At 69.6% G+C, this 19,000-nt stretch carries 17 protein-coding genes; 6 read left to right on the top strand and 11 right to left on the bottom strand.

The features are described 5' to 3' along the window. Positions 1-46 precede the first annotated feature (46 nt). Positions 47-997 (bottom strand): asparaginase, encoded by a 951-nt coding sequence (locus ABD785_RS24880; RefSeq protein WP_344832585.1) that lies wholly within the window; start codon positions 995-997, stop codon positions 47-49. Between the two features lie 64 nt (positions 998-1,061). Between ABD785_RS24880 and dtd the strand changes: the two genes are divergently transcribed. After that, entirely contained in the window at positions 1,062-1,487 is a 426-nt protein-coding gene (dtd, locus tag ABD785_RS24885; RefSeq protein ID WP_344832587.1) for a D-aminoacyl-tRNA deacylase, read from the top strand. Between the two features lie 36 nt (positions 1,488-1,523). On the opposite strand, the gene ABD785_RS24890 is transcribed toward dtd, so the two are convergent. The 6 genes from ABD785_RS24890 to rpoB all read right to left on the bottom strand — a co-directional run bounded on the left by ABD785_RS24890 (position 1,524) and on the right by rpoB (position 11,809). Beyond that, on the bottom strand, positions 1,524-2,036 hold the full coding sequence (locus ABD785_RS24890) for a hypothetical protein (RefSeq protein WP_344832590.1): 513 nt from the start codon (positions 2,034-2,036) through the stop codon (positions 1,524-1,526). 33 nt (positions 2,037-2,069) lie between these two features. Further along, a complete protein-coding gene (ygfZ, locus tag ABD785_RS24895) occupies positions 2,070-3,017 on the bottom strand; it encodes a CAF17-like 4Fe-4S cluster assembly/insertion protein YgfZ (RefSeq protein ID WP_486303550.1) in 948 nt (315 codons plus the stop codon). Next, a complete protein-coding gene (locus ABD785_RS24900; RefSeq protein WP_344832593.1) occupies positions 3,014-3,439 on the bottom strand; it encodes a Fur family transcriptional regulator in 426 nt (141 codons plus the stop codon). Before ABD785_RS24900 ends, ygfZ begins: the two co-directional genes overlap by 4 nt. Positions 3,440-3,708: 269 nt before the next feature. Further along, entirely contained in the window at positions 3,709-4,257 is a 549-nt protein-coding gene (locus ABD785_RS24905; RefSeq protein ID WP_344832596.1) for a heme-binding beta-barrel domain-containing protein, read from the bottom strand. A gap of 185 nt (positions 4,258-4,442) precedes the next feature. Next, positions 4,443-8,327, bottom strand: a complete 3,885-nt coding sequence (locus tag ABD785_RS24910) for a DNA-directed RNA polymerase subunit beta' (RefSeq protein WP_344832599.1) — start codon at positions 8,325-8,327, stop codon at positions 4,443-4,445. A gap of 11 nt (positions 8,328-8,338) precedes the next feature. Continuing rightward, positions 8,339-11,809 carry a DNA-directed RNA polymerase subunit beta gene (rpoB, locus tag ABD785_RS24915; protein ID WP_344832602.1) on the bottom strand — a complete coding sequence of 1,157 codons (3,471 nt, stop codon included), beginning with the start codon at positions 11,807-11,809 and terminating at the stop codon, positions 8,339-8,341. 442 nt (positions 11,810-12,251) lie between these two features. On the opposite strand from rpoB, the gene ABD785_RS24920 reads away from it, so the two are divergent. Next, positions 12,252-12,887, top strand: coding sequence for a class I SAM-dependent methyltransferase (locus tag ABD785_RS24920; protein WP_344832604.1), 636 nt, complete (start codon positions 12,252-12,254; stop codon positions 12,885-12,887). A 9-nt stretch (positions 12,888-12,896) separates the two neighbouring features. Here the strand turns inward: ABD785_RS24920 and ABD785_RS24925 are convergent, their stop codons facing one another. Then, positions 12,897-14,312: an MFS transporter gene (locus ABD785_RS24925; RefSeq protein ID WP_344832606.1), complete on the bottom strand. Its 1,416-nt coding sequence runs from the start codon at positions 14,310-14,312 to the stop codon at positions 12,897-12,899. Between the two features lie 92 nt (positions 14,313-14,404). Between ABD785_RS24925 and ABD785_RS24930 the strand changes: the two genes are divergently transcribed. Both ABD785_RS24930 and ABD785_RS24935 read left to right on the top strand, forming a co-directional pair. Further along, a complete protein-coding gene (locus tag ABD785_RS24930; protein ID WP_344832609.1) occupies positions 14,405-15,013 on the top strand; it encodes a TetR/AcrR family transcriptional regulator in 609 nt (202 codons plus the stop codon). A 38-nt stretch (positions 15,014-15,051) separates the two neighbouring features. Then, complete coding sequence (locus tag ABD785_RS24935) at positions 15,052-15,690, top strand: class I SAM-dependent methyltransferase (protein ID WP_344832611.1); 639 nt, start codon at positions 15,052-15,054, stop codon at positions 15,688-15,690. 1 nt (position 15,691) lies between these two features. Here the strand turns inward: ABD785_RS24935 and ABD785_RS24940 are convergent, their stop codons facing one another. Next, positions 15,692-16,273 carry a TetR/AcrR family transcriptional regulator gene (locus ABD785_RS24940; protein WP_344832615.1) on the bottom strand — a complete coding sequence of 194 codons (582 nt, stop codon included), beginning with the start codon at positions 16,271-16,273 and terminating at the stop codon, positions 15,692-15,694. An 84-nt stretch (positions 16,274-16,357) separates the two neighbouring features. On the opposite strand from ABD785_RS24940, the gene ABD785_RS24945 reads away from it, so the two are divergent. Together ABD785_RS24945 and ABD785_RS24950 are read left to right on the top strand one after the other, a co-directional pair. Beyond that, positions 16,358-17,032 carry an NADPH-dependent F420 reductase gene (locus ABD785_RS24945; protein ID WP_344832617.1) on the top strand — a complete coding sequence of 225 codons (675 nt, stop codon included), beginning with the start codon at positions 16,358-16,360 and terminating at the stop codon, positions 17,030-17,032. 147 nt (positions 17,033-17,179) lie between these two features. Further along, positions 17,180-17,746, top strand: coding sequence for a hypothetical protein (locus tag ABD785_RS24950; protein ID WP_344832620.1), 567 nt, complete (start codon positions 17,180-17,182; stop codon positions 17,744-17,746). 45 nt (positions 17,747-17,791) lie between these two features. On the opposite strand, the gene ABD785_RS24955 is transcribed toward ABD785_RS24950, so the two are convergent. After that, on the bottom strand, positions 17,792-18,517 hold the full coding sequence (locus tag ABD785_RS24955) for a hypothetical protein (RefSeq protein WP_344832623.1): 726 nt from the start codon (positions 18,515-18,517) through the stop codon (positions 17,792-17,794). Then, positions 18,514-18,975: a hypothetical protein gene (locus ABD785_RS24960; protein ID WP_344832626.1), complete on the bottom strand. Its 462-nt coding sequence runs from the start codon at positions 18,973-18,975 to the stop codon at positions 18,514-18,516. The genes ABD785_RS24955 and ABD785_RS24960 overlap by 4 nt, the downstream gene beginning before the upstream one ends. Positions 18,976-19,000: the final 25 nt, after the last annotated feature.

Below are 19,000 nucleotides of genomic sequence, written 5' to 3' on the forward strand. Positions count from 1 at the left end.
CCCCGGGAGGACGGGCGCGGCGCCACGGCGCCGCGCCCTCTTCCGTTCAGGAGCCGGTCAGGTCCAGGCCCGCGGCGAGGCGGATGGCGCCGACGACGGCCGCGCCGCCGGTCAGCGGGGTGGTCGCCAGCTCGTCCAGGGCGGGATCGGTGACTCCCACGGCCCGCAGCAGAGCGACGGTCACCGGTGTGCGGGCCCGCATCGCCCCATCGTCGATCTTGACCACTCCGGTCCGCCCGTCGGGGAGGCAGAAGGCGTCGACGCCCTCCGCACCGCACTTGAGCAGCAGCCCCGGCACCAGCCGGGAGACCCGGTACTCGTCACGGCGGGTCCCCGAGGTCCACTCGGGATGGGCGCGCATGGCCTCCACCACCGGGCTGCCGGTCAGCCCGTGGAAGGCACGGGCCAGCCCGCGCGGAGTGATCGCGAACAGGGGGGCGCCGCAGCCGTCGGTGCCGGCGACCGTGATCGTCTCACCGGTGTGCTCCTCGATGACCGCCCGCACCGCGCGCTGGAGCGGATGCCCCGGCTCGAGGTAGCTCTCGGTCGGCCAGCCGTTGCGGACGCAGGTCAGCAGCATCGCCGCGTGCTTGCCCGAGCAGTTCATGTGGAGCCTCGACCGGGTGCCGCCCGCGCGGACCAGCTCGCGCTCGGCCTCGACGTCCAGCGGCCAGTCCGCCGGGCACCGGAGCGCCTCGGCCGTCAGCCCGGCCGAGCTCAGGATCCGCTCCGCCCCCGCCACGTGGAAGGGCTCCCCCGAGTGGCTGGCGGCGGCCAGGGCGAGCAGCTCGCCGCGCAGGTCGAGCCCGTTGCGCAGCATGGCGATCGCCTGGAACGGCTTGACCGTCGAGCGCGGGAAGATCAGCTCGTCGACCGGACCCGCCGAGGCGACCACCGACCCGTCGGCGCCGAGCGCGATCGCGGTGCCGCGGTGCCGCGACTCCACGAATCCGGACCGCTCGACCTCCACGAGTACCGGACGCCCGATTTCTGCCATGTCTTCAACCCTATCCAGGCGGACCGAAATCAACCGGGTCCCCTCCGGTGGGAGACTGGCGGTCATGCGAGCAGTGGTGCAGCGGGTCAGCGAGGCGGCGGTCCGGGTCGACGGCGAGATCGTCGGGGAGATCGGGGGACCCGGCCTGATGGTCCTGGTCGGGGTGACCCACGACGACACCCCGGAGAAGGCCGAGCGGCTCGCGAACAAGCTGTGGGGGCTGCGGATCCTCGCGGGCGAGCGGTCCTGCTCCGACGTCGGCGGGCCGCTCCTGGTGATCAGCCAGTTCACCCTCTACGGCGACACCCGCAAGGGCCGCAGGCCGTCCTGGCTCGACGCCGCCAAGGGTGAGACCGCCGAACCCCTCGTGGACGCCGTCGTGGCCGCCCTGCGCGCCCTCGGAGCGAAGGTCGAGACCGGACGCTTCGGCGCCGACATGAAGGTCTCCCTGCTCAACGACGGCCCGTTCACGGTCATCCTCGACGTCTGACGGGCCGGGCTCGCATCCTGCCGGGCCCGCCCCGGCTCAGGGGAACAGGCCCCAGAGCATGCCGCCCAGCGCCACGATCGTGCCGATCCCCGCGAGGGTCAGCAGCGCGCGGTCCTTCACCACCAGCTCGGTCCTGCGCCGGGTGCCCGCCACATGGGTGCCGGTGTCGCGGGGGCTGCCGTCGCCCTGGGCCTTGTGGAAGGGGTTGTTCATCCCGATCAGCGCCCAGAGCCCGTCGTTCTTGACCTTCTGGTGCCGCGGATCGTGGCCGAACGCCCGCCCGCGGACCGGCTCGGCGCAGAACTGCCCGCTGCGGGTCGAGATCCCGCAGACGGTCGGCACCAGCGCGATCTCGTAGAAGCTCCACACCAGCAGCGCGACGAGCAGCAGCCGCCAGTTCTGGGTGTAGACGCCGATCCCGACCAGAACGGCGAACAGGGTCCACCAGGCCAGCGGCTCGACGTCACGGCGTCTGCGGGGGCTACCGCTCGCACCGGTCACTTCGGGGACCGCGTGCATGCCGCGGCGTCCGCGCTGGGGGGCTGCCATGGATCGTGTATATCCCACAATCCAGGCGACCAATCACAACTTTCTGCCACGCAGCGCCGGGTCGATGGTCACATTCTGACCGGTATCAGGCGAAACGATGATCTCCTGGCTCGCCGCGACGCCGTCGGCGGTCAGCGTCGCGTCCACGGGAACGTTCCGCTTCACCAGGGCCAGCCCGATCGGGCCGAGCTCGAAGTGCCGGGCCGAGCTCCCCATCAGGCCGATCTGGCGTCCGTCCAGCTCAACGGGGGCACCGCGGGCGGGCAGCCGGTCGGCGCCGCCGTCGAGGTGCAGGAAGACCAGCCGGCGCGGCGGGCGGCCGAGGTTGTGCACCCGGGCGACCGTCTCCTGGCCGCGGTAGCAGCCCTTGTTCAGGTGGACGGCCGTGTCGATCAGGCCGACCTCGTGCGGGATGGTCTTGTGGTCGGTGTCCAGACCCGGCCGCACCTTGTGGGCCGCTATCCGCAGCGCCTCGTACGCCCAGATCCCGGCCCGCGCGGGCACCTCCAGCGACCGCGGGACGATCCACGAAGGTCCGGCGACGTCGGGCAGCTCGACGCCCGCCTTGAGATCGCGGACCGGCTCCCCCGTCACGACCTTGAACTCACCGGACACGTCGGCGACCTCGACCCGGAGCATGAACCTCATCCGGTCCAGGAAGGCGGCCAGCGCGGGCGCGGTGCCGGGCTCGACGTGGATCCAGGTGGTCGTGCCGTCGTCGGTGAGGCTCAGATGGTGCTCGAGATGGCCGTTGGGGCTCAGCAGCAGCGCCTCGGCTGCCTCCCCCGGCCTCAGCCCGCTCAGATGCTGGCTGAGGAGGCTGTGCAGCCACGAGAGCCGGTCCGGGCCGGTGACCGTCACGATGCCCCGGTTGCTCCGGTCGACGGCCGCGGTGCCCGCCAGGAGGGCCTTCTGCTCGCCGTAGGGGTCGCCGAAGTGGGCGGCGACCGCCTCGTCGGGGGCGTCGGCGTAGATGATCAAGTTCTCTCCCCGTTCCTGCAGTCACGGCAGCGGCCGAAGACCGTGAGATGGTGCACGTCGGTCTCGAATCCGTAGCCCTCGTCGAGGGCCCGGACGAGGCCGTCCGCCACGGTCGGGGAGACGTCCTCCACCTTCCCGCATCCACGACAACGCAGATGGACGTGATCTGCTTCCGTCGCCAGGTGGTAGTTCGGCGGACCGTGCCCGATGTGGGCGTGCTTGACCATGCCGAGCTCCTCCAGGAGCTCCAGGGTCCGGTAGATCGTCGAGATGTTGACGCCCTGCGCCGTCCGCTGCACCTGCGTGCAGATCTCCTCGGGCGTGCCGTGCTCCAGGGCCGACACAGCCTCCAGGACGAGCTGACGCTGCGGCGTCACGCGATAGCCCTTCGCCCGAAGCTCTTCCTGCCAGGTCTGCGCCATGCCCTGAATCCTAGTCGCGGAAAATACGCTTGCCCGTTTCGCGGGAGTTCGCATAACGTCGGTCTCACGCTCGAAAGGAGGTGGTCCACGACATGGTTTGTACTAGGACTAGCGAGGTGGCTGCTCGCTAGGAGCAAGCCTTTGTAAGGGACTTGTCTCCTGGCAATACCCAGCAGACGCCCGATCCCCGGACCCGCCGACCAGTCCTGTCGGCTCTCACCAGAGACCAAGGTCCGGGGATCGCCCATTTCACGTGGTTCTTGTGAGGCTCAGGGCCGGTACTCCGAGCCCGTGACGCCCGGAACGCGCTTGAGCTGGGCCGACAGGTGCACCTGGAGCTCCTGGCCCTCGGCGGCCATCTCATGGACCCAGCCGAGGTCGCGCTCGGCGCCGTCCTCGGTCGCGGGGAACAGCCCGTACAGCCGCTTCCCGCCGGTGACCTCCTTGGCCGTGGCGGTCCGCACGACGGCGTCCGTGGCGAGCTGGACCTGGTTGAAGGTCACCTCGCCCAGGTAGATCTCCTGGATGCCCGTCGGATGCGACAGCAGCAGCTCGACCTCGCGCCCGCCGCCGGGAACCCGCCAGAAGCCGGTCTCCACGGCCAGCACCCGTCCCCGCTTGAACTCCTCGTCCAGCAGCCAGGTGCGGCTCTCGTGGATCAGGTACGGCTTCCCCACGTGGCGGAGGGTCAGCTGCTGCGCGAACCGGAACTTCTCGATGGTCGGGTAGTCACCGATCCCGTCGCCCTCCCAGGTCCCCAGCAGCCATTCCAGCTCCTTCAGGTCCGGGTGCAGCTCGTACTCGAACTCGATCTCCATACTCACCAAGCGTAGCCCTACAGCAGACGCCCCATGGCCCGCACGAGCCCCAGGCACCCCACCACCACGGCCACGAGGCACACCACCAGAACGATCACATTCAGCAGTCCCATGAAGGCAGGCTAAAGGGAAACGCCCCCGTCCGCTGTGCAGCGGACGGGGGCGTTTCCGGTGGAGCGGGGTGACTAGCGGCCGTACTGGCCGAAGTCGTACTCCTCCAGCGGGACGGCTTCGCCGGAGCCCGTGCCGAAGGTGTACTCGCTGGTGTCGTCGTAGGAGCCGACGCTGTAGACGGCGGCCTTCGCCTCCTCGGTCGGCTCGACCCGGACGTTGCGGTACTGGGGCATGCCCGTACCGGCCGGGATGAGCTTACCGATGATGACGTTCTCCTTGAGGCCCAGCAGGGAGTCGCTCTTGGAGTGCATGGCCGCCTCGGTGAGGACGCGGGTGGTCTCCTGGAAGGAGGCCGCCGACAGCCAGGACTCGGTCGCGAGCGACGCCTTGGTGATGCCCATCAGGACGGGACGGCCGGCGGCGGGGGTGCCGCCCTCGGCCACGACGGCCCGGTTGGTGCGCTCGAAGATCGGACGCTCGACCAGGTCACCCGGCAGCAGCGAGGTGTCGCCCGCCTCGAGCACGTTCACGCGCTTGAGCATCTGGCGGACGATGATCTCGATGTGCTTGTCGTGGATCGACACACCCTGCGACCGGTAGACCTCCTGGACCTCGTGGACCAGGTGGAGCTGCACGGCGCGCGGGCCGAGGATGCGGAGCACCTCGTGCGGGTTGATCGCACCCTTGATCAGCTGCTGGCCGACCACGACGTGGGCGCCCTCGCTGATGCCGTCCTCGAAGCGCGAACGCATCGAGACCGGGTAGGCGATCTCGTCGCTGCCGTCGTCCGGCACGATCACGATCTTGCGGGTGCGGTCGGTCTCGTCGATCTTGACGCGGCCGGCGACCTCGGTGATCGGGGCGACACCCTTGGGGATGCGCGCCTCGAACAGCTCCTGGACACGCGGCAGACCGTGCGTGATGTCGCCGCCCGCCACACCACCGGTGTGGAAGGTACGCATGGTCAGCTGGGTGCCGGGCTCACCGATGGACTGCGCGGCGATGATGCCGACGGCCTCGCCGACGTCGACGCGCTTGCCGGTGGCCAGGGAGCGGCCGTAGCAGGCGGCGCAGACGCCGATCTTGGCCTCGCAGACCAGGGCGGAACGCGTGCGGACCTCTTCGACGCCCGCCTCGACGAGACGGGTGATGACCGCGTCCGACAGGTCGGTGTCGGCCGGGAAGATGACGGTCCCGTCGACCTCGACGTCGATCGCGATGGTGCGGCCGATGAGGCTGGACTCCGACGTCCCGAGCTTGACCAGGGAGCCGTCGGCGGCCCGGTCGTTCTCGGCCACCCGGAAGGGGATGGTGCGGTCGGTGCCGCAGTCCTCTTCGCGGACGATGACGTCCTGCGCGACGTCCACCAGACGACGGGTCAGGTAACCCGAGTCGGCGGTGCGCAGCGCGGTGTCGGCCAGACCCTTACGGGCACCGTGCGTCGAGATGAAGTACTCCAGGACCGACAGGCCCTCGCGGAACGAGGACTTGATCGGCCGCGGGATGGTCTCGCCCTTGGGGTTGGAGACCAGACCACGCATACCGGAGATCTGGCGGACCTGGAGCGGGTTACCACGCGCTCCGGAGTTCACCATCATCCAGATGGGGTTGTGCTTCGGGAACGACTTCATCATGTCGGCCGCGACCTCGTTGGTCGCGTGCGTCCAGATCTCGATGAGCTCCTGACGGCGCTCGTCGTCGGTGATCAGGCCGCGCTCGTACTCGCGCTGGACCTTCTCGGCCCGGCGCTCGTAGCCGCCCAGGATCTCCGCCTTGTTGGGCGGGGAGATGACGTCGTCGATGGCGATGGTCACACCGGACCGGGTGGCCCAGTGGAAACCGGTGCTCTTCAGGGCGTCCAGCGCGGCCGCGACCTTGACCTTGGGGTAGGTCTCGGCGAGCTCGTTCACGATCGCCGACAGCTGCTTCTTACCGACTTCGACGTTCACGAAGGGGTAGTCGTCAGGCAGGGTCTCGTTGAACAGCGCACGGCCCAGCGTGGTCTCGAGCCGGATCGGGTCACCCGGCTCGTAGCCCTCGGGCGCCACCCAGCCGCGCGGCGGGACGACGTCCTTGAACCGGATCTGCACGGTCGCCTGGAGCGACAGCTCGTTCCGGTCGTAGGCCATGATCGCCTCGGACACGGTGGAGAACACCCGGCCCTCGCCGGCGAGGTCCGGGTCGGTGCCGGTCAGCCAGTACAGGCCGATGACCATGTCCTGGGTGGGCATCGTCACGGGCTTGCCGTCGGACGGCTTGAGGATGTTGTTCGTGGACAGCATCAGGATCCGCGCCTCGGCCTGGGCCTCAGCGGACAGCGGCAGGTGCACCGCCATCTGGTCGCCGTCGAAGTCCGCGTTGAACGCGGTGCAGACGAGCGGGTGGATCTGGATGGCCTTGCCCTCGACCAGCTGCGGCTCGAACGCCTGGATGCCCAGGCGGTGCAGGGTCGGCGCGCGGTTCAGCAGGACCGGGTGCTCGGTGATGACCTCTTCGAGGACGTCCCACACGACCGGACGGGCCCGCTCCACCATGCGCTTCGCCGACTTGATGTTCTGCGCGTGGTTCAGGTCGACCAGGCGCTTCATCACGAACGGCTTGAACAGCTCCAGCGCCATCTGCTTGGGCAGACCGCACTGGTGCAGCTTGAGCTGCGGGCCGACGACGATGACCGAACGGCCGGAGTAGTCGACGCGCTTGCCGAGCAGGTTCTGACGGAAACGACCCTGCTTGCCCTTGAGCATGTCGCTCAGGGACTTCAGCGGCCGGTTGCCCGGGCCGGTGACGGGGCGTCCACGACGACCGTTGTCGAACAGGGCGTCGACGGCCTCCTGAAGCATGCGCTTCTCGTTGTTCACGATGATCTCGGGCGCGCCGAGGTCGAGGAGGCGCTTGAGCCGGTTGTTCCGGTTGATCACGCGGCGGTACAGGTCGTTCAGGTCGGAGGTCGCGAAGCGGCCACCGTCCAGCTGCACCATCGGACGCAGGTCCGGCGGGATCACCGGGATGCAGTCCAGCACCATGCCCAGCGGGCTGTTGGTGGTGTTCAGGAAGGCGCTGACGACCTTCAGCCGCTTGAGCGAGCGGGCCTTCTTCTGGCCCTTGCCCGTGCGGATGATCTCGCGCAGCTTCTCGGCCTCGAGGACGAGGTCGAAGTTCTGGAGCCGGGCCTGGATGGCCGCGGCGCCCATGCCGCCCTGGAAGTACTTGCCGAACCGGTCGCGCATCTCGCGGTAGAGCATCTCGTCGCCCTCGAGGTCCTGGACCTTGAGGTTCTTGAAACGCGTCCACACCTCGTCGAGGCGGTCGATCTCGCGCTGCGTACGGTCGCGCAGCTGCTTCATCTCCCGCTCGGCGCCTTCGCGGACCTTGCGGCGCTGGTCGGCCTTGGCACCGGCGGCCTCGAGCTCGGCCAGGTCGGACTCGAGCTTCTGCTGGCGGGCCTCGACGTCGGCGTCACGGCGCTGCTCGAGCTGCTGGCGCTCGACGGAGACGTGCGCCTCCAGCGTCGGCAGGTCGCGGTCGCGCTTGTCGGTGTCGACGGACGTGATCATGTACGCCGCGAAGTAGATGATCTTCTCGAGGTCCTTGGGAGCAAGGTCGAGAAGGTATCCCAGCCGCGACGGGACGCCCTTGAAGTACCAGATGTGCGTGACCGGGGCGGCCAGCTCGATGTGGCCCATCCGCTCACGGCGCACCTTGGCGCGGGTCACCTCGACGCCGCAGCGCTCACAGATGATGCCCTTGAACCGGACGCGCTTGTACTTACCGCAGTAGCACTCCCAGTCCCGGGTCGGACCGAAGATCTTCTCGCAGAAGAGTCCGTCCTTCTCGGGCTTGAGGGTCCGGTAGTTGATGGTCTCGGGCTTCTTCACCTCACCGTGCGACCACTGACGGATGTCGTCAGCCGTCGCAAGGCCGATGCGGAGCTCGTCGAAGAAGTTGACGTCTAGCACTGGCTCCCCTCTCAGACTTCCTCGACCGAGCTCGGCTCACGCCGAGAAAGGTCGATGCCCAGCTCTTCTGCGGCCCGGAACACGTCCTCGTCGGTGTCCCTCATCTCGATGGACATGCCGTCGCTGCTCAGAACCTCCACGTTCAGGCAGAGCGACTGCATTTCCTTGATGAGGACCTTGAAGGACTCCGGAATACCGGGCTCCGGGATGTTCTCGCCCTTGACGATGGCCTCGTAGACCTTCACGCGGCCGAGCACGTCGTCGGACTTGATCGTCAGCAGCTCCTGGAGCGCGTAGGCCGCGCCGTAGGCCTCGAGGGCCCACACTTCCATTTCACCGAACCGCTGGCCACCGAACTGCGCCTTACCACCCAGCGGCTGCTGCGTGATCATGGAGTAGGGGCCGGTGGAACGGGCGTGGATCTTGTCGTCCACGAGGTGGAGCAGCTTCAGGATGTAGATGTAGCCGACCGAGATGGCGTCCTTGAACGGCTCGCCGGAGCGGCCGTCGAACAGGCGCGCCTTGCCGCCGCCGGACACCATGCGGTTGCCGTCCCGGTTGGGGATGGTGCTCGCGAGGAGGCCGGTGACGTCCTCCTGGTGCGCGCCGTCGAAGACGGGCGTGGCGGTGTTGGTCCACGGCGGGGCCTCTTCCAGGCCGATGCCCTTGAGGTTCCGCTTCCAGTCCTCGTCGTCGCCCTCGATCTTCCAACCGCGGGAGGCGACCCAGCCCAGGTGCGTCTCGAGGACCTGGCCGACGTTCATTCGTCCCGGAACACCCAGCGGGTTCAGGACGATGTCGACCGGCGTGCCGTCCTCGAGGAACGGCATGTCCTCGACGGGCAGGACCTTGGAGATGACGCCCTTGTTGCCGTGACGGCCGGCGAGCTTGTCACCATCGGTGATCTTGCGCTTCTGGGCCACGTAGACGCGGACCAGCTCGTTGACGCCCGGCGGGAGCTCGTCGCCCTCGTCGCGCGAGAACACGCGGACGCCGATGACCTTGCCGGACTCACCGTGCGGCACCTTCAGCGAGGTGTCGCGCACTTCGCGCGCCTTCTCACCGAAGATCGCGCGCAGCAGGCGCTCTTCCGGGGTCAGCTCGGTCTCGCCCTTGGGCGTGACCTTGCCGACGAGGATGTCGCCGGTGACGACGTCGGCGCCGATGCGGATGATGCCGCGCTCGTCGAGGTCGGCGAGGACCTCTTCGGAGACGTTCGGGATGTCCCGGGTGATCTCCTCGGGGCCGAGCTTGGTGTCACGGGCGTCGACCTCGTGCTCCTCGATGTGGATCGAGGAGAGGACGTCGTCCTGGACCAGCCGCTGGCTGAGGATGATCGCGTCTTCGTAGTTGTGGCCCTCCCACGGCATGAACGCCACGAGGAGGTTCTTGCCCAGGGCCATCTCGCCCTGGTCGGTGCAGGGGCCGTCGGCGAGGACCTGGCCGAACTCGACCCGGTCTCCCTCGTTGACGATCGGCTTCTGGTTGAAGCAGGTGCCCTGGTTGGAGCGCTTGAACTTCGCGACCCGGTAGGTCTGGCGGGTGCCGTCGTCGTTCATGACGGTCACGTAGTCCGCGGAGACCTCCTCGACCACACCGGCCTTCTCGGCGGTGATGACGTCGCCGGCGTCGGTCGCGGCCCGGTACTCCATGCCGGTGCCCACGAGCGGGGCCTCCGAGCGGAGCAGCGGGACGGACTGGCGCTGCATGTTCGAGCCCATGAGGGCGCGGTTGGCGTCGTCGTGCTCGAGGAACGGGATCATCGCGGTCGCGACCGAGGTCATCTGACGCGCGGAGACGTCCATGTAGTCGACCTCTGCGGCGCGCGAGAGCTCGGTCTCACCGCCCTTGGTGCGGACCAGGACCCGGGCCTCGGCGAAGGTGCCGTCCGTGTTCAGCGCGGAGTTGGCCTGCGCCTTGACGAAGCGGTCCTCCTCGTCGGCGGTGAGGTAGTCGATCTGGTCGGTGACCTTGCCGTCGATGACCTTGCGGTACGGGGTCTCGATGAACCCGAAGGGGTTCACCCGCCCGAACGCCGCGAGGGAGCCGATCAGACCGATGTTCGGTCCTTCCGGCGTCTCGATCGGGCACATGCGGCCGTAGTGCGACGGGTGGACGTCACGGACCTCCATGCCGGCGCGCTCACGGGACAGACCGCCCGGGCCCAGCGCGGACAGGCGACGCTTGTGCGTCAGGCCGGCGAGCGGGTTGGTCTGGTCCATGAACTGCGACAGCTGGGAGGTTCCGAAGAACTCCTTGATCGACGCCACGACCGGGCGGATGTTGATCAGAGTCTGGGGCGTGATCGCCTCGACGTCCTGGGTCGTCATCCGCTCGCGGACGACGCGCTCCATCCGGGCCAGGCCGAGCCGGACCTGGTTCTGGATGAGCTCGCCGACGCTGCGCAGGCGGCGGTTGCCGAAGTGGTCGATGTCGTCGACCTCGACGGGCAGGTTACGGCCGTCGGGAGCGTCGAACTCCTCCTCGCCGGCGTGCAGGCGCACCAGGTACTCGATGGTCGAGACGATGTCGTCCTCGGTCATCGTGCCCTGGGTCATGTCGATGTCCAGGCCGAGCTTCTTGTTGACCTTGTACCGGCCCACCTTCGCCATGTCGTAGCGCTTGGGGTTGAAGTACAGGTTGTTCAGAAGGGTCTGGGCCGACTCCTTCGTCGGGGGCTCGCCCGGACGAAGCTTGCGGTAGATGTCGAGCAGCGCCTCGTCCTGGCCGGCGGTGTGGTCCTTCTCGAGGGTGATCCGCATCGACTCGTAGTCGCCGAAGCGCTCGAGGATGCGGGCCTCGTCCCAGCCGAGCGCCTTCAGGAGGACGGTGACGCCCTGCTTGCGCTTGCGGTCGATGCGGACACCGACGTTGTCACGCTTGTCGATCTCGAACTCGAGCCAGGCGCCCCGGGACGGGATGACCTTGCAGCCGTAGATGTCCTTGTCCGAGGTCTTGTCGAGCTGGCGCTCGAAGTAGACGCCCGGAGAGCGGACGAGCTGAGACACAACGACACGCTCGGTGCCGTTGATGATAAAAGTGCCCTTCGGCGTCATGAGCGGGAAGTCACCCATGAACACCGTCTGGCTCTTGATCTCACCAGTGGTGTTGTTGATGAACTCCGCCGTGACGAACATCGGGGCGGAGTAGGTCATGTCCTTGTCCTTGCACTCCTCGACGGAGTACTTGGGCGGCTCGAACCGGTGATCCCGGAACGAGAGGGACATGGTCCCGGAGAAGTCCTCGATGGGACTGATTTCTTCGAAGATCTCTTCCAGACCCGACTGAGTCGGGACGTCCTTGCGACCGGCATCCTGGGCAGCCTGGACCCGTGCCTTCCAGCGCTCATTGCCGAGCAGAGTGTCAAAGGACTCTGTCTGCAGAGCGAGGAGGTCCGGTACTTCAAGCGGTTCGTTGATGCGGGCGAATGAGACGCGGTTCGGACCGGTCAGGGTCTTCGAGGCGTTGCGCGAGGCTGCCAAGAGGTGGTCCTTCCGAGGGCTCGCGGCGGTGACGGGCGTGCACGCCAAACCATCCCCGAGAAAACAGTGATCATAAGTCAAGATCACGACAAGGTTGCCACGGCGGATAGTTAAAGGGCAGCGCAAAGGGGCAGTGTAGCCGACCGGCACACTGCGCGCAACCTTACTACTGCTATCCACATCATCGTTGCCTCGCAGCATCGTCCTTCAGGCCCCACAAGTCAAGGCCGCACACGGACTTTTCGGGCTCTGAGCAGCCGTGATGAGGTTCATAGTTTAGAGACGGGGGTCACAAGGAATAACCACAAATCCGCCCCTTCCCACCCGAGGTCACAGGAGCCCCAGTGAGGGTCGCGCCAGGGAGCGTTCAAAAGATCTTGACTCTCCCGTCCCGTGCCCGATGTCGGGGGTTGAGTCGGTTCCTGGGGGTTACGGTCACGCCATGGGTGAGGCCGATTATCTGCGAGAGACCCGGGTGGCCTATGACGCGGCCGCCGCACGGTATCTGGAACTCTACGGGGCCGAGTTCGAGCCCCGGGCTCTGGACCGCGGGATGTACGGGGCGTTCGCGGCACGGATTCCCGACGGGGGCGCCGTGCTCGACGTCGGGTGCGGGCCCGGGCACGTCACGGCCTATCTGCGCGGGCTCGGGCTGGCCGCCGACGGGGTCGATCTGTCGCCCGTCATGGTGAAGCTGGCGCGTGAGGCCAGGCCGGAGCCCGGATTCGAGGTGGCGCCGATGGACGCCCTGCCCGTCTCCGACGCCGCCCTCGCGGGGATCGTCGCCCTGTACTCGATCATCCACACGCCGCCGGAGCACGTGCCCGGGGCGCTGGAGGAGTTCCGGCGGGCGCTGGCCCCGGGCGGGCATCTGCTGATGGCGTTCCAGGTGACCGAGGAGGGGACGCAGGCCGAGGAGATCGAGCACAAGATAGCGCCCGCCCACCGCTGGCCGGTCGGGCTCATGGAGACCCTGCTGCGCAAGGCGGGCTTCACCGAGGTCGCCCGGCTGCTGCGCGACCCCGGTGAAGGCGAACGGTTCCCGCGGGCGTTCCTGCTGTCCCAGCGGACGCGGTGAGGCGGGCGGTCAGCGGCGCGCGGGGCGCAGGGCCGCGGCGGCCAGGAGGGAGCCCGCCAGGGCCAGGAGCGCGTTGATCCCGACCGCGAAGCCGACGCCGTCCAGGACCGTGCCGGGGGTCGCCGGGGACGCCATCCGCGCCGTGGCCAGGGCGCTCATGATCGGGATTCCCATCGTGATGCCGACCTGCTGGGTCATGGTGGCGAGCCCGGTGGCCAGGCCCTGCTCGGTGTCCGGCAGTCCCGAGGTGGCGGTGACCATGAAGCCGACGATCACCAGCATGTTGCCGACGCCGCCGGCGAACGTGGCCGCCAGCAGGAGCCAGATCCAGGCGCCCGAGGTGCCCAGGGCGACCAGCGAGAGCGTGGCCGCGGCCTGGACGATCCCGCCCGCCGCGATGGCCGTCCGGGCTCCGAAGCGGCTCACGGCCCGGCCGCCGAGGGTGCCGCCCGCGACCGTCCCGAGGCCGAGGACGCCGAAGGCGAGGCCGGTGGCCAGCGGGGAGTATCCGAGGACCTCCTGGAGGTAGAGGGTCAGCAGGAAGACCAGCGAGGTCTCGGTGACGAAGGCGACCAGGCCCGCGGCGTTGCCCCACACGACCGTCCGGCGCCGGAGGACGGTGATCGGGACGAGCGGGGCGGACGAGCTCTTCTCGGCGAACCAGAAGACCACGAGCAGCGCGGTTCCGGCGGCGAGCGCGGCGAGGGTGCCGGGCGAGGTCCAGCCGGACTCGCCGGCCCGGGTGAGCCCGAAGACCAGGGCGAGGAGGCCGGCGGTGACCGTCAGGGCGCCGGGCACGTCGAGCCGGGGACGGACGGCGGGACGCTCGTCGGTGATCGCCCGGGGCGCGAGGAGGAGGACCACGGCGGCGACGGGCACGTTGACGAAGAAGGCCCAGCGCCAGGAGAGCAGATCGGTCAGGAGCCCGCCGAGGATCGCCCCCGCGGTGAATCCGGCCGACATCAGGGCGCCGTTGAGGCCGAGGGCACGGTCCCGCAGCGGGCCCTCCCTGAACGCGGTGGTGAGCAGCGCGAGCCCGGCCGGGGTGACGGCGGCCGTCGCCAGGCCCTGGAGCACCCGGGCGGCGAGCAGCATCTCCGGGGTCACCGCGAGCCCGCCGAGCAGGGACGACGCCCCCAGGACCGCCATGCCTCCGATGAAGATCCGCTTACGGCCGACCAGGTCGCCGATCCGGCCGAACAGCAGGGTGAATCCGGCCGCCGCCAGGGCGAAGGAGGTGGCGATCCACTGGAGCCTGGTGAGGGGGAAGCCGAGGCCCTCGCCCACGACGGGCAGGGCGACGTTCAGGATCGAGAAGTCGACCGCGATCATGAACTGTGCGCCGAGCAGGAGGGGGAGCACCAGCTTCTGCCGGCCGGTCATGCGGTCCGGCGAGGTGATCGGGGGGTCGAGTGCAACGGACATGGTTGTCCCTCCAATAAACTATTAACGGTACTATGGTTCCGTTAAGAGGGAACGTAGCACGCCGGAACGCTTAAGGGAACTGGAGTACCGTTATGACGGCTGCCGAGCCACCTCCCACGACCCGCCCGGGCGGCCGGACGGCGCGCGTCCGGGAGGCCGTCCTGCGCGCCGCCGGCGACGCCCTGGCCGAGCGCGGCTTCGACGGGCTGGACCTGGCCGACGTGGCCCGCCGCGCCGAGGTCGGCAAGACGACCGTGTACCGCCGCTGGTCGACCACCACCGGGCTGATCGCCGACCTGCTCACGGCCATGGCCGAGGACTCCCTGCCGCGCAGCGACACCGGCTCGCTCGAGGGCGATCTGCGGGCGAACGCCCGGCTGGTCCTGCGCACGCTGAGCGATCCGCGCCAGGCTCCGCTGTTCAGGGCCGTCATCGCGGCGGCCACCTGCGATCCGCGGACCGCGGAGGCCCTGCACGCCTTCTACGCCACCCGCATCGCCGAGTGGGCGCCCTGCGTCGCACTGGCCGAGAAGCGGGGCGAGGTCCCGCCGGGCACCGACGCCGCCGAGGTCGTCAGGGCCGTGTCCGCCCCGCTCTACTACCGGCTCCTGGCCAGCGGCGACCCCCTCGACGCCGCGGCGGCCGACCGTGCCGCCCTGGCGGCCGCGACGGCCGCCAGAGCAGGCGTTTACACCGTCTGAGGCCGATTCCGTCGGAGATGGGCTTTAGGGTGCCGTCTGTGGGAGAAGAAAGCGCGCGGATCGACGTCGGCGGGGCCTACGACGCGGTGGCCGAGCTCTACACCGAGCTCTACGGCGGGGAGTTCGCGCCGCTCGCGCTGGAGCGGGGCATGTTCGGCGCCTTCGCCGAGCTGGTGGGGAGCCGGGGGACCGTGCTGGACGCCGGATGCGGGCCCGGCCATGTGACGGCCTACCTGCACGCCCAGGGCCTGGAGGCGTTCGGCGTCGACCTGTCCCCCGCCATGGTCGGCATCGCCCGTGCCTCCTGGCCGGGCGTGCGCTTCGAGACCGGGTCGATCGAGGAGCCGGACGTCGAGGACGGCACGCTCGACGGGATCATCGCCCGGTACTCGCTCATCCATCTGCCGCCGGAGCGGATTCCGGCCGTCCTGGCCGCCTTCCACCGGGCCCTCGTCCCGCGCGGCCATCTCCTGCTCGCCTTTCCCACCGCGATCGGCGCCGACGCCGGCGTCCGGGCCTACGACCACAAGGTCGTCCGCGCCTACCAGTGGCCCGCCGACCGGATGGCCGGGCTCCTGCGCGAGGCCGGTTTCACCGAGGTGGCGCGGCTGCTGCGCGCTGCCGCCGACGGCGAGCGCTTCCCCGAGGCCTGCCTGCTGGCCCGCCGCGAGCACTGATTCACCGGCGGAGCGCGCCGCCGAGGAGCAGATCCACGACCCGGACGGCCCAGGCGTTCCGGTCGCCGGTGGTCCGCCCCGCGTAGTAGTCGGCGAAGTAGGAGCCGATCAGCGCCGAGACGACGTCCTCGGGGTCGGCGGCCAGGCCCGGCTGCTGCTCCAGCGCCTCGCGGAACAGGGCCCGCCGGGGTCCGACGGTGCGTTCGCGCATCAGCGCCAGGAGCTCGGGGTGGTGCTCCTCCTCGGCCAGGCAGGTGCCGATCAGCCGCATGCCCCTGACGTCGTCCAGGAAGGTCGCGAAGGCCGCCAGCCGGGTGACGAGATCGGCCCGGGCGTCCCCGGTCAGCGGAGCGACGTGGTCGCCGACGCGCTGGGCCGCCAGGGCCGCGCTCACCAGGTCGGCCTTGGTCTTCCAGCGCAGATGGACCGTCGACTTGCTGACCCCGGCGCGCGCGGCGACCTGGTCGAGGGTCGTGCGCACGTAGCCCTGGGCGGTGAGCAGGGCGAGCGTCGCCGCCAGGATCGCCTCCCGCTTCTCGGCCGAGCGCGGCCGGCCCGCCTGCCGTCCTGGATTCGGGGTCATGGGACCAGTCTAGGAATACCGAACGACTCGGTTTCGTTATCACCCCCGACATCACGCTCCACCCCCTGGTGAAGGACGAAGAACATGCGCATCGCCGTACTGGGCACGGGAATGGTCGGACGGGCCCTCGCCGACCGGCTGGACGAACTGGGACACGAGGTCGCCGTCGGCACCCGGGACGTCGCGGGGACGCTCGCGAGGACCGTCCCCGACGGGGAGGTCTCCTACGCCGCCTGGCAGCGGGAGCACCCCTCCGTGCGGACCGAGACGTTCGCCGCGGCCGCGGCGGCGGCCGAGCTCGTCGTCAACGCCACCGGCGGCACGATCACCCTCGACGCCCTCGCGGCGGCGGGGGCGGCCAACCTCGCCGGGAAGGTCCTGCTCGACATCTCCGTGCCGCTCGACTTCTCGAAGGGCTTCCCGCCGACCCTCTTCGTCTCAGGCGACGACTCCCTCGGCGAACGCGTCCAGGCGGCCTTCCCCGAGGCGAGGGTCGTCAAGGCGCTCAACACCATGAACGCGGAGGTGATGGTCCGTCCCGCGCTCCTCGGCGACGACGGCCACACGGTGTTCGTCTCCGGCGACGACGCCGAGGCCAAGGCGGTCGTCACCGGGCTGCTCACCTCGTTCGGCCACACCGACGTCCTCGACCTCGGCGACATCACCACCGCCCGCGGCACCGAGATGCTCCTGCCCCTGTGGCTGCGCCTCATGGGGGCGCTCGGCACCCACGTGTTCAACTTCAAGGTCGTCCGCTGACGTCGGGCCTTACCCTCTGACCTGGTGTTCTCCCACCGGGGTAGCGCCTGGGGACTGCTTCGGCCGTCCCGGTACTACCCCGGTAGGAGGAGCAGGATCGGTCGGCGGCAGGAGGCGTGGCGGGGTGGCGGGCGACAGGGTGGGGGGATGATCGTTGAAGAGCGGAGCGTCGAGGAGATCTTCCGGTCGGGGCTCATCGGCGACCTGCCCCGCTGGGCCCGGTGGGCGGCCCTCGCAACGGCGCTGCTCGCGCTGCCGTCGGGGATCTGGCGGATCGGCGTGGCCCTGGGCCTGACCCTCGGCCACACCGACGACGGCCGTCGCGAGCTGGTGGGCGACGGCGCCGCGGGCCCCGCCTCGATGATCATGATCAGCCTGCTGACCGAGTGCGCCGCCCTGCTCGCCCTCGGGCTGGTGCAGCGGTGGGGCCGGTCCGTCCCCGGCTGGGTCCCGCTGGCCGGAGGACGCCCGGTGCCGCGCCGCGGGGTCCTCGCCGCCGCCTGGACGGGAGTGGCGGTCACGGCCGCCGCCGGGACGCCCTTCGCCGCCTGGTGGGCCCTCCCCCACGACGGCATGACCGCCACCGGCGCCCTCGTGGTCGGCTTCGCCCACCTGCCGCTCGTGTTCTGGGCGCCGCTGCTCGCCGCCCTGACCCTGGACTTCCAGCGCAGGACCCGCCCGGACGCCCGGAAAGGCGAAAGGCCCCCGGGGTAGGGGTGTGTCCCCGCCCAGAGGCCTCGCGGTGAAGCCGGTGCCGCGTCAGAGCACCTCGAGCTTGGAGACCAGCCAGTCGCCGTCCTTCTTGACCATGGTCAGGCGGAGGCGGTGCAGGTCGGTCGAGGGCTCGGCGCCCTTGCGGGTGGTCGACTGGTTGAGGAACACCAGGACCTTGATGCCGTCCTTGCCGACCGACTCCACACCGGCCTTGCTGGCGGTGCCGAGGGTCACGGCCTCCTGGGCGGGGGCGTTGGCGAGGAGCTTCGCGGCGCTCTGCTGGTAGGCCGTGCGGAACTCGCCGGTCGTCTCCGACAGCACGTGCTTGGTGTCGCCCTCGATGGTCCGGTAGTCCCAGGTCGAGATGTCCTGGGCGGAGTTGAAGGCCGTCCGGGTGGCGTCGTCCAGGTCCTGCTCGGAGTACTTGCCGTCGCTGTCGGCGCGCAGCACGAACGAGCCGCCGACCAGGGCCGCGGCGACCAGGCCGAGCACGACCATCACCCAGACGGGCGGGCCCTGCCGGCCGGTCCCGGCCTTCTTCTCCTTGGCGGGCTTCGCCTTCTCGGCGGGCTTCTCGGCGGTCTTGGCCTTCTTCGCGGGCTCGGCCTTCTTCACGGGCTCGGCCTCGACCGGCTCCGCTTCGACCGCCTCGGCCTCGACGGGTTCGGCCTCGACGGCTTCGGCATCGTCCAGGCTGAGCTGCCCGTCGATGATCGCGGCTTCTTCCTCGACGTCGATCTCGTCGACCGAGGACTTCTTGAAGAGGTTCATCGCACCATCGCAAAGTCGGACACGAGCCACTTGCCGTGTTCCTTGACGAGGCTCATGCGGAACCGCAGGTTCCGGGCCGCCCCGCTGGGCACTTCCGGGTTGGTGACCACCGAGGTGACCGCGACGATCACCTCGGCGGAGTCGTCGTCGATCGACACGACTCCGGCGCTCAGCACCGAGCCCTGCGACTTCGACTGGTTCTTGGTCAGTTCCTCGCCGAGCGTCTTGGTCTGGCCGGCCCACTGGTCCTTGAACGAACCGGTGGCACCGGACAGGACCCGCTGGACGTCGGCGTTCACGGTGTCGTAGTTCATCGTCACCATGTTGAGGGCGACCTGGCGCGCGGCCCCGAGGGCCTCGTCGCGGCGGTCCTGGTCGGACGACGACCAGATCTTCGAGGCGGGCGCGATGAGGAGCGCGGCCCCGACGAGGACCGCGACGACCAGGACGGACGTCACGATCCATCGCCAGAGGCCGGAGGCT

This window comes from Actinocorallia longicatena (genome assembly GCF_039534125.1).
Taxonomy (GTDB): domain Bacteria; phylum Actinomycetota; class Actinomycetes; order Streptosporangiales; family Streptosporangiaceae; genus Actinocorallia; species Actinocorallia longicatena.

Bases quoted from the DNA above. Each gene is read 5' to 3' on its own strand.
- ABD785_RS24880 (WP_344832585.1), bottom strand. From the start codon at position 997: ATGGCAGAAATCGGGCGTCCGGTACTCGTGGAGGTCGAGCGGTCCGGA.
- dtd (WP_344832587.1), top strand. From the start codon at position 1,062: ATGCGAGCAGTGGTGCAGCGGGTCAGCGAGGCGGCGGTCCGGGTCGAC.
- ABD785_RS24890 (WP_344832590.1), bottom strand. From the start codon at position 2,036: ATGGCAGCCCCCCAGCGCGGACGCCGCGGCATGCACGCGGTCCCCGAA.
- ABD785_RS24900 (WP_344832593.1), bottom strand. From the start codon at position 3,439: ATGGCGCAGACCTGGCAGGAAGAGCTTCGGGCGAAGGGCTATCGCGTG.
- ABD785_RS24905 (WP_344832596.1), bottom strand. From the start codon at position 4,257: ATGGAGATCGAGTTCGAGTACGAGCTGCACCCGGACCTGAAGGAGCTG.
- ABD785_RS24920 (WP_344832604.1), top strand. From the start codon at position 12,252: ATGGGTGAGGCCGATTATCTGCGAGAGACCCGGGTGGCCTATGACGCG.
- ABD785_RS24925 (WP_344832606.1), bottom strand. From the start codon at position 14,312: ATGTCCGTTGCACTCGACCCCCCGATCACCTCGCCGGACCGCATGACC.
- ABD785_RS24930 (WP_344832609.1), top strand. From the start codon at position 14,405: ATGACGGCTGCCGAGCCACCTCCCACGACCCGCCCGGGCGGCCGGACG.
- ABD785_RS24940 (WP_344832615.1), bottom strand. From the start codon at position 16,273: ATGACCCCGAATCCAGGACGGCAGGCGGGCCGGCCGCGCTCGGCCGAG.
- ABD785_RS24945 (WP_344832617.1), top strand. From the start codon at position 16,358: ATGCGCATCGCCGTACTGGGCACGGGAATGGTCGGACGGGCCCTCGCC.
- ABD785_RS24950 (WP_344832620.1), top strand. From the start codon at position 17,180: ATGATCGTTGAAGAGCGGAGCGTCGAGGAGATCTTCCGGTCGGGGCTC.
- ABD785_RS24955 (WP_344832623.1), bottom strand. From the start codon at position 18,517: ATGAACCTCTTCAAGAAGTCCTCGGTCGACGAGATCGACGTCGAGGAA.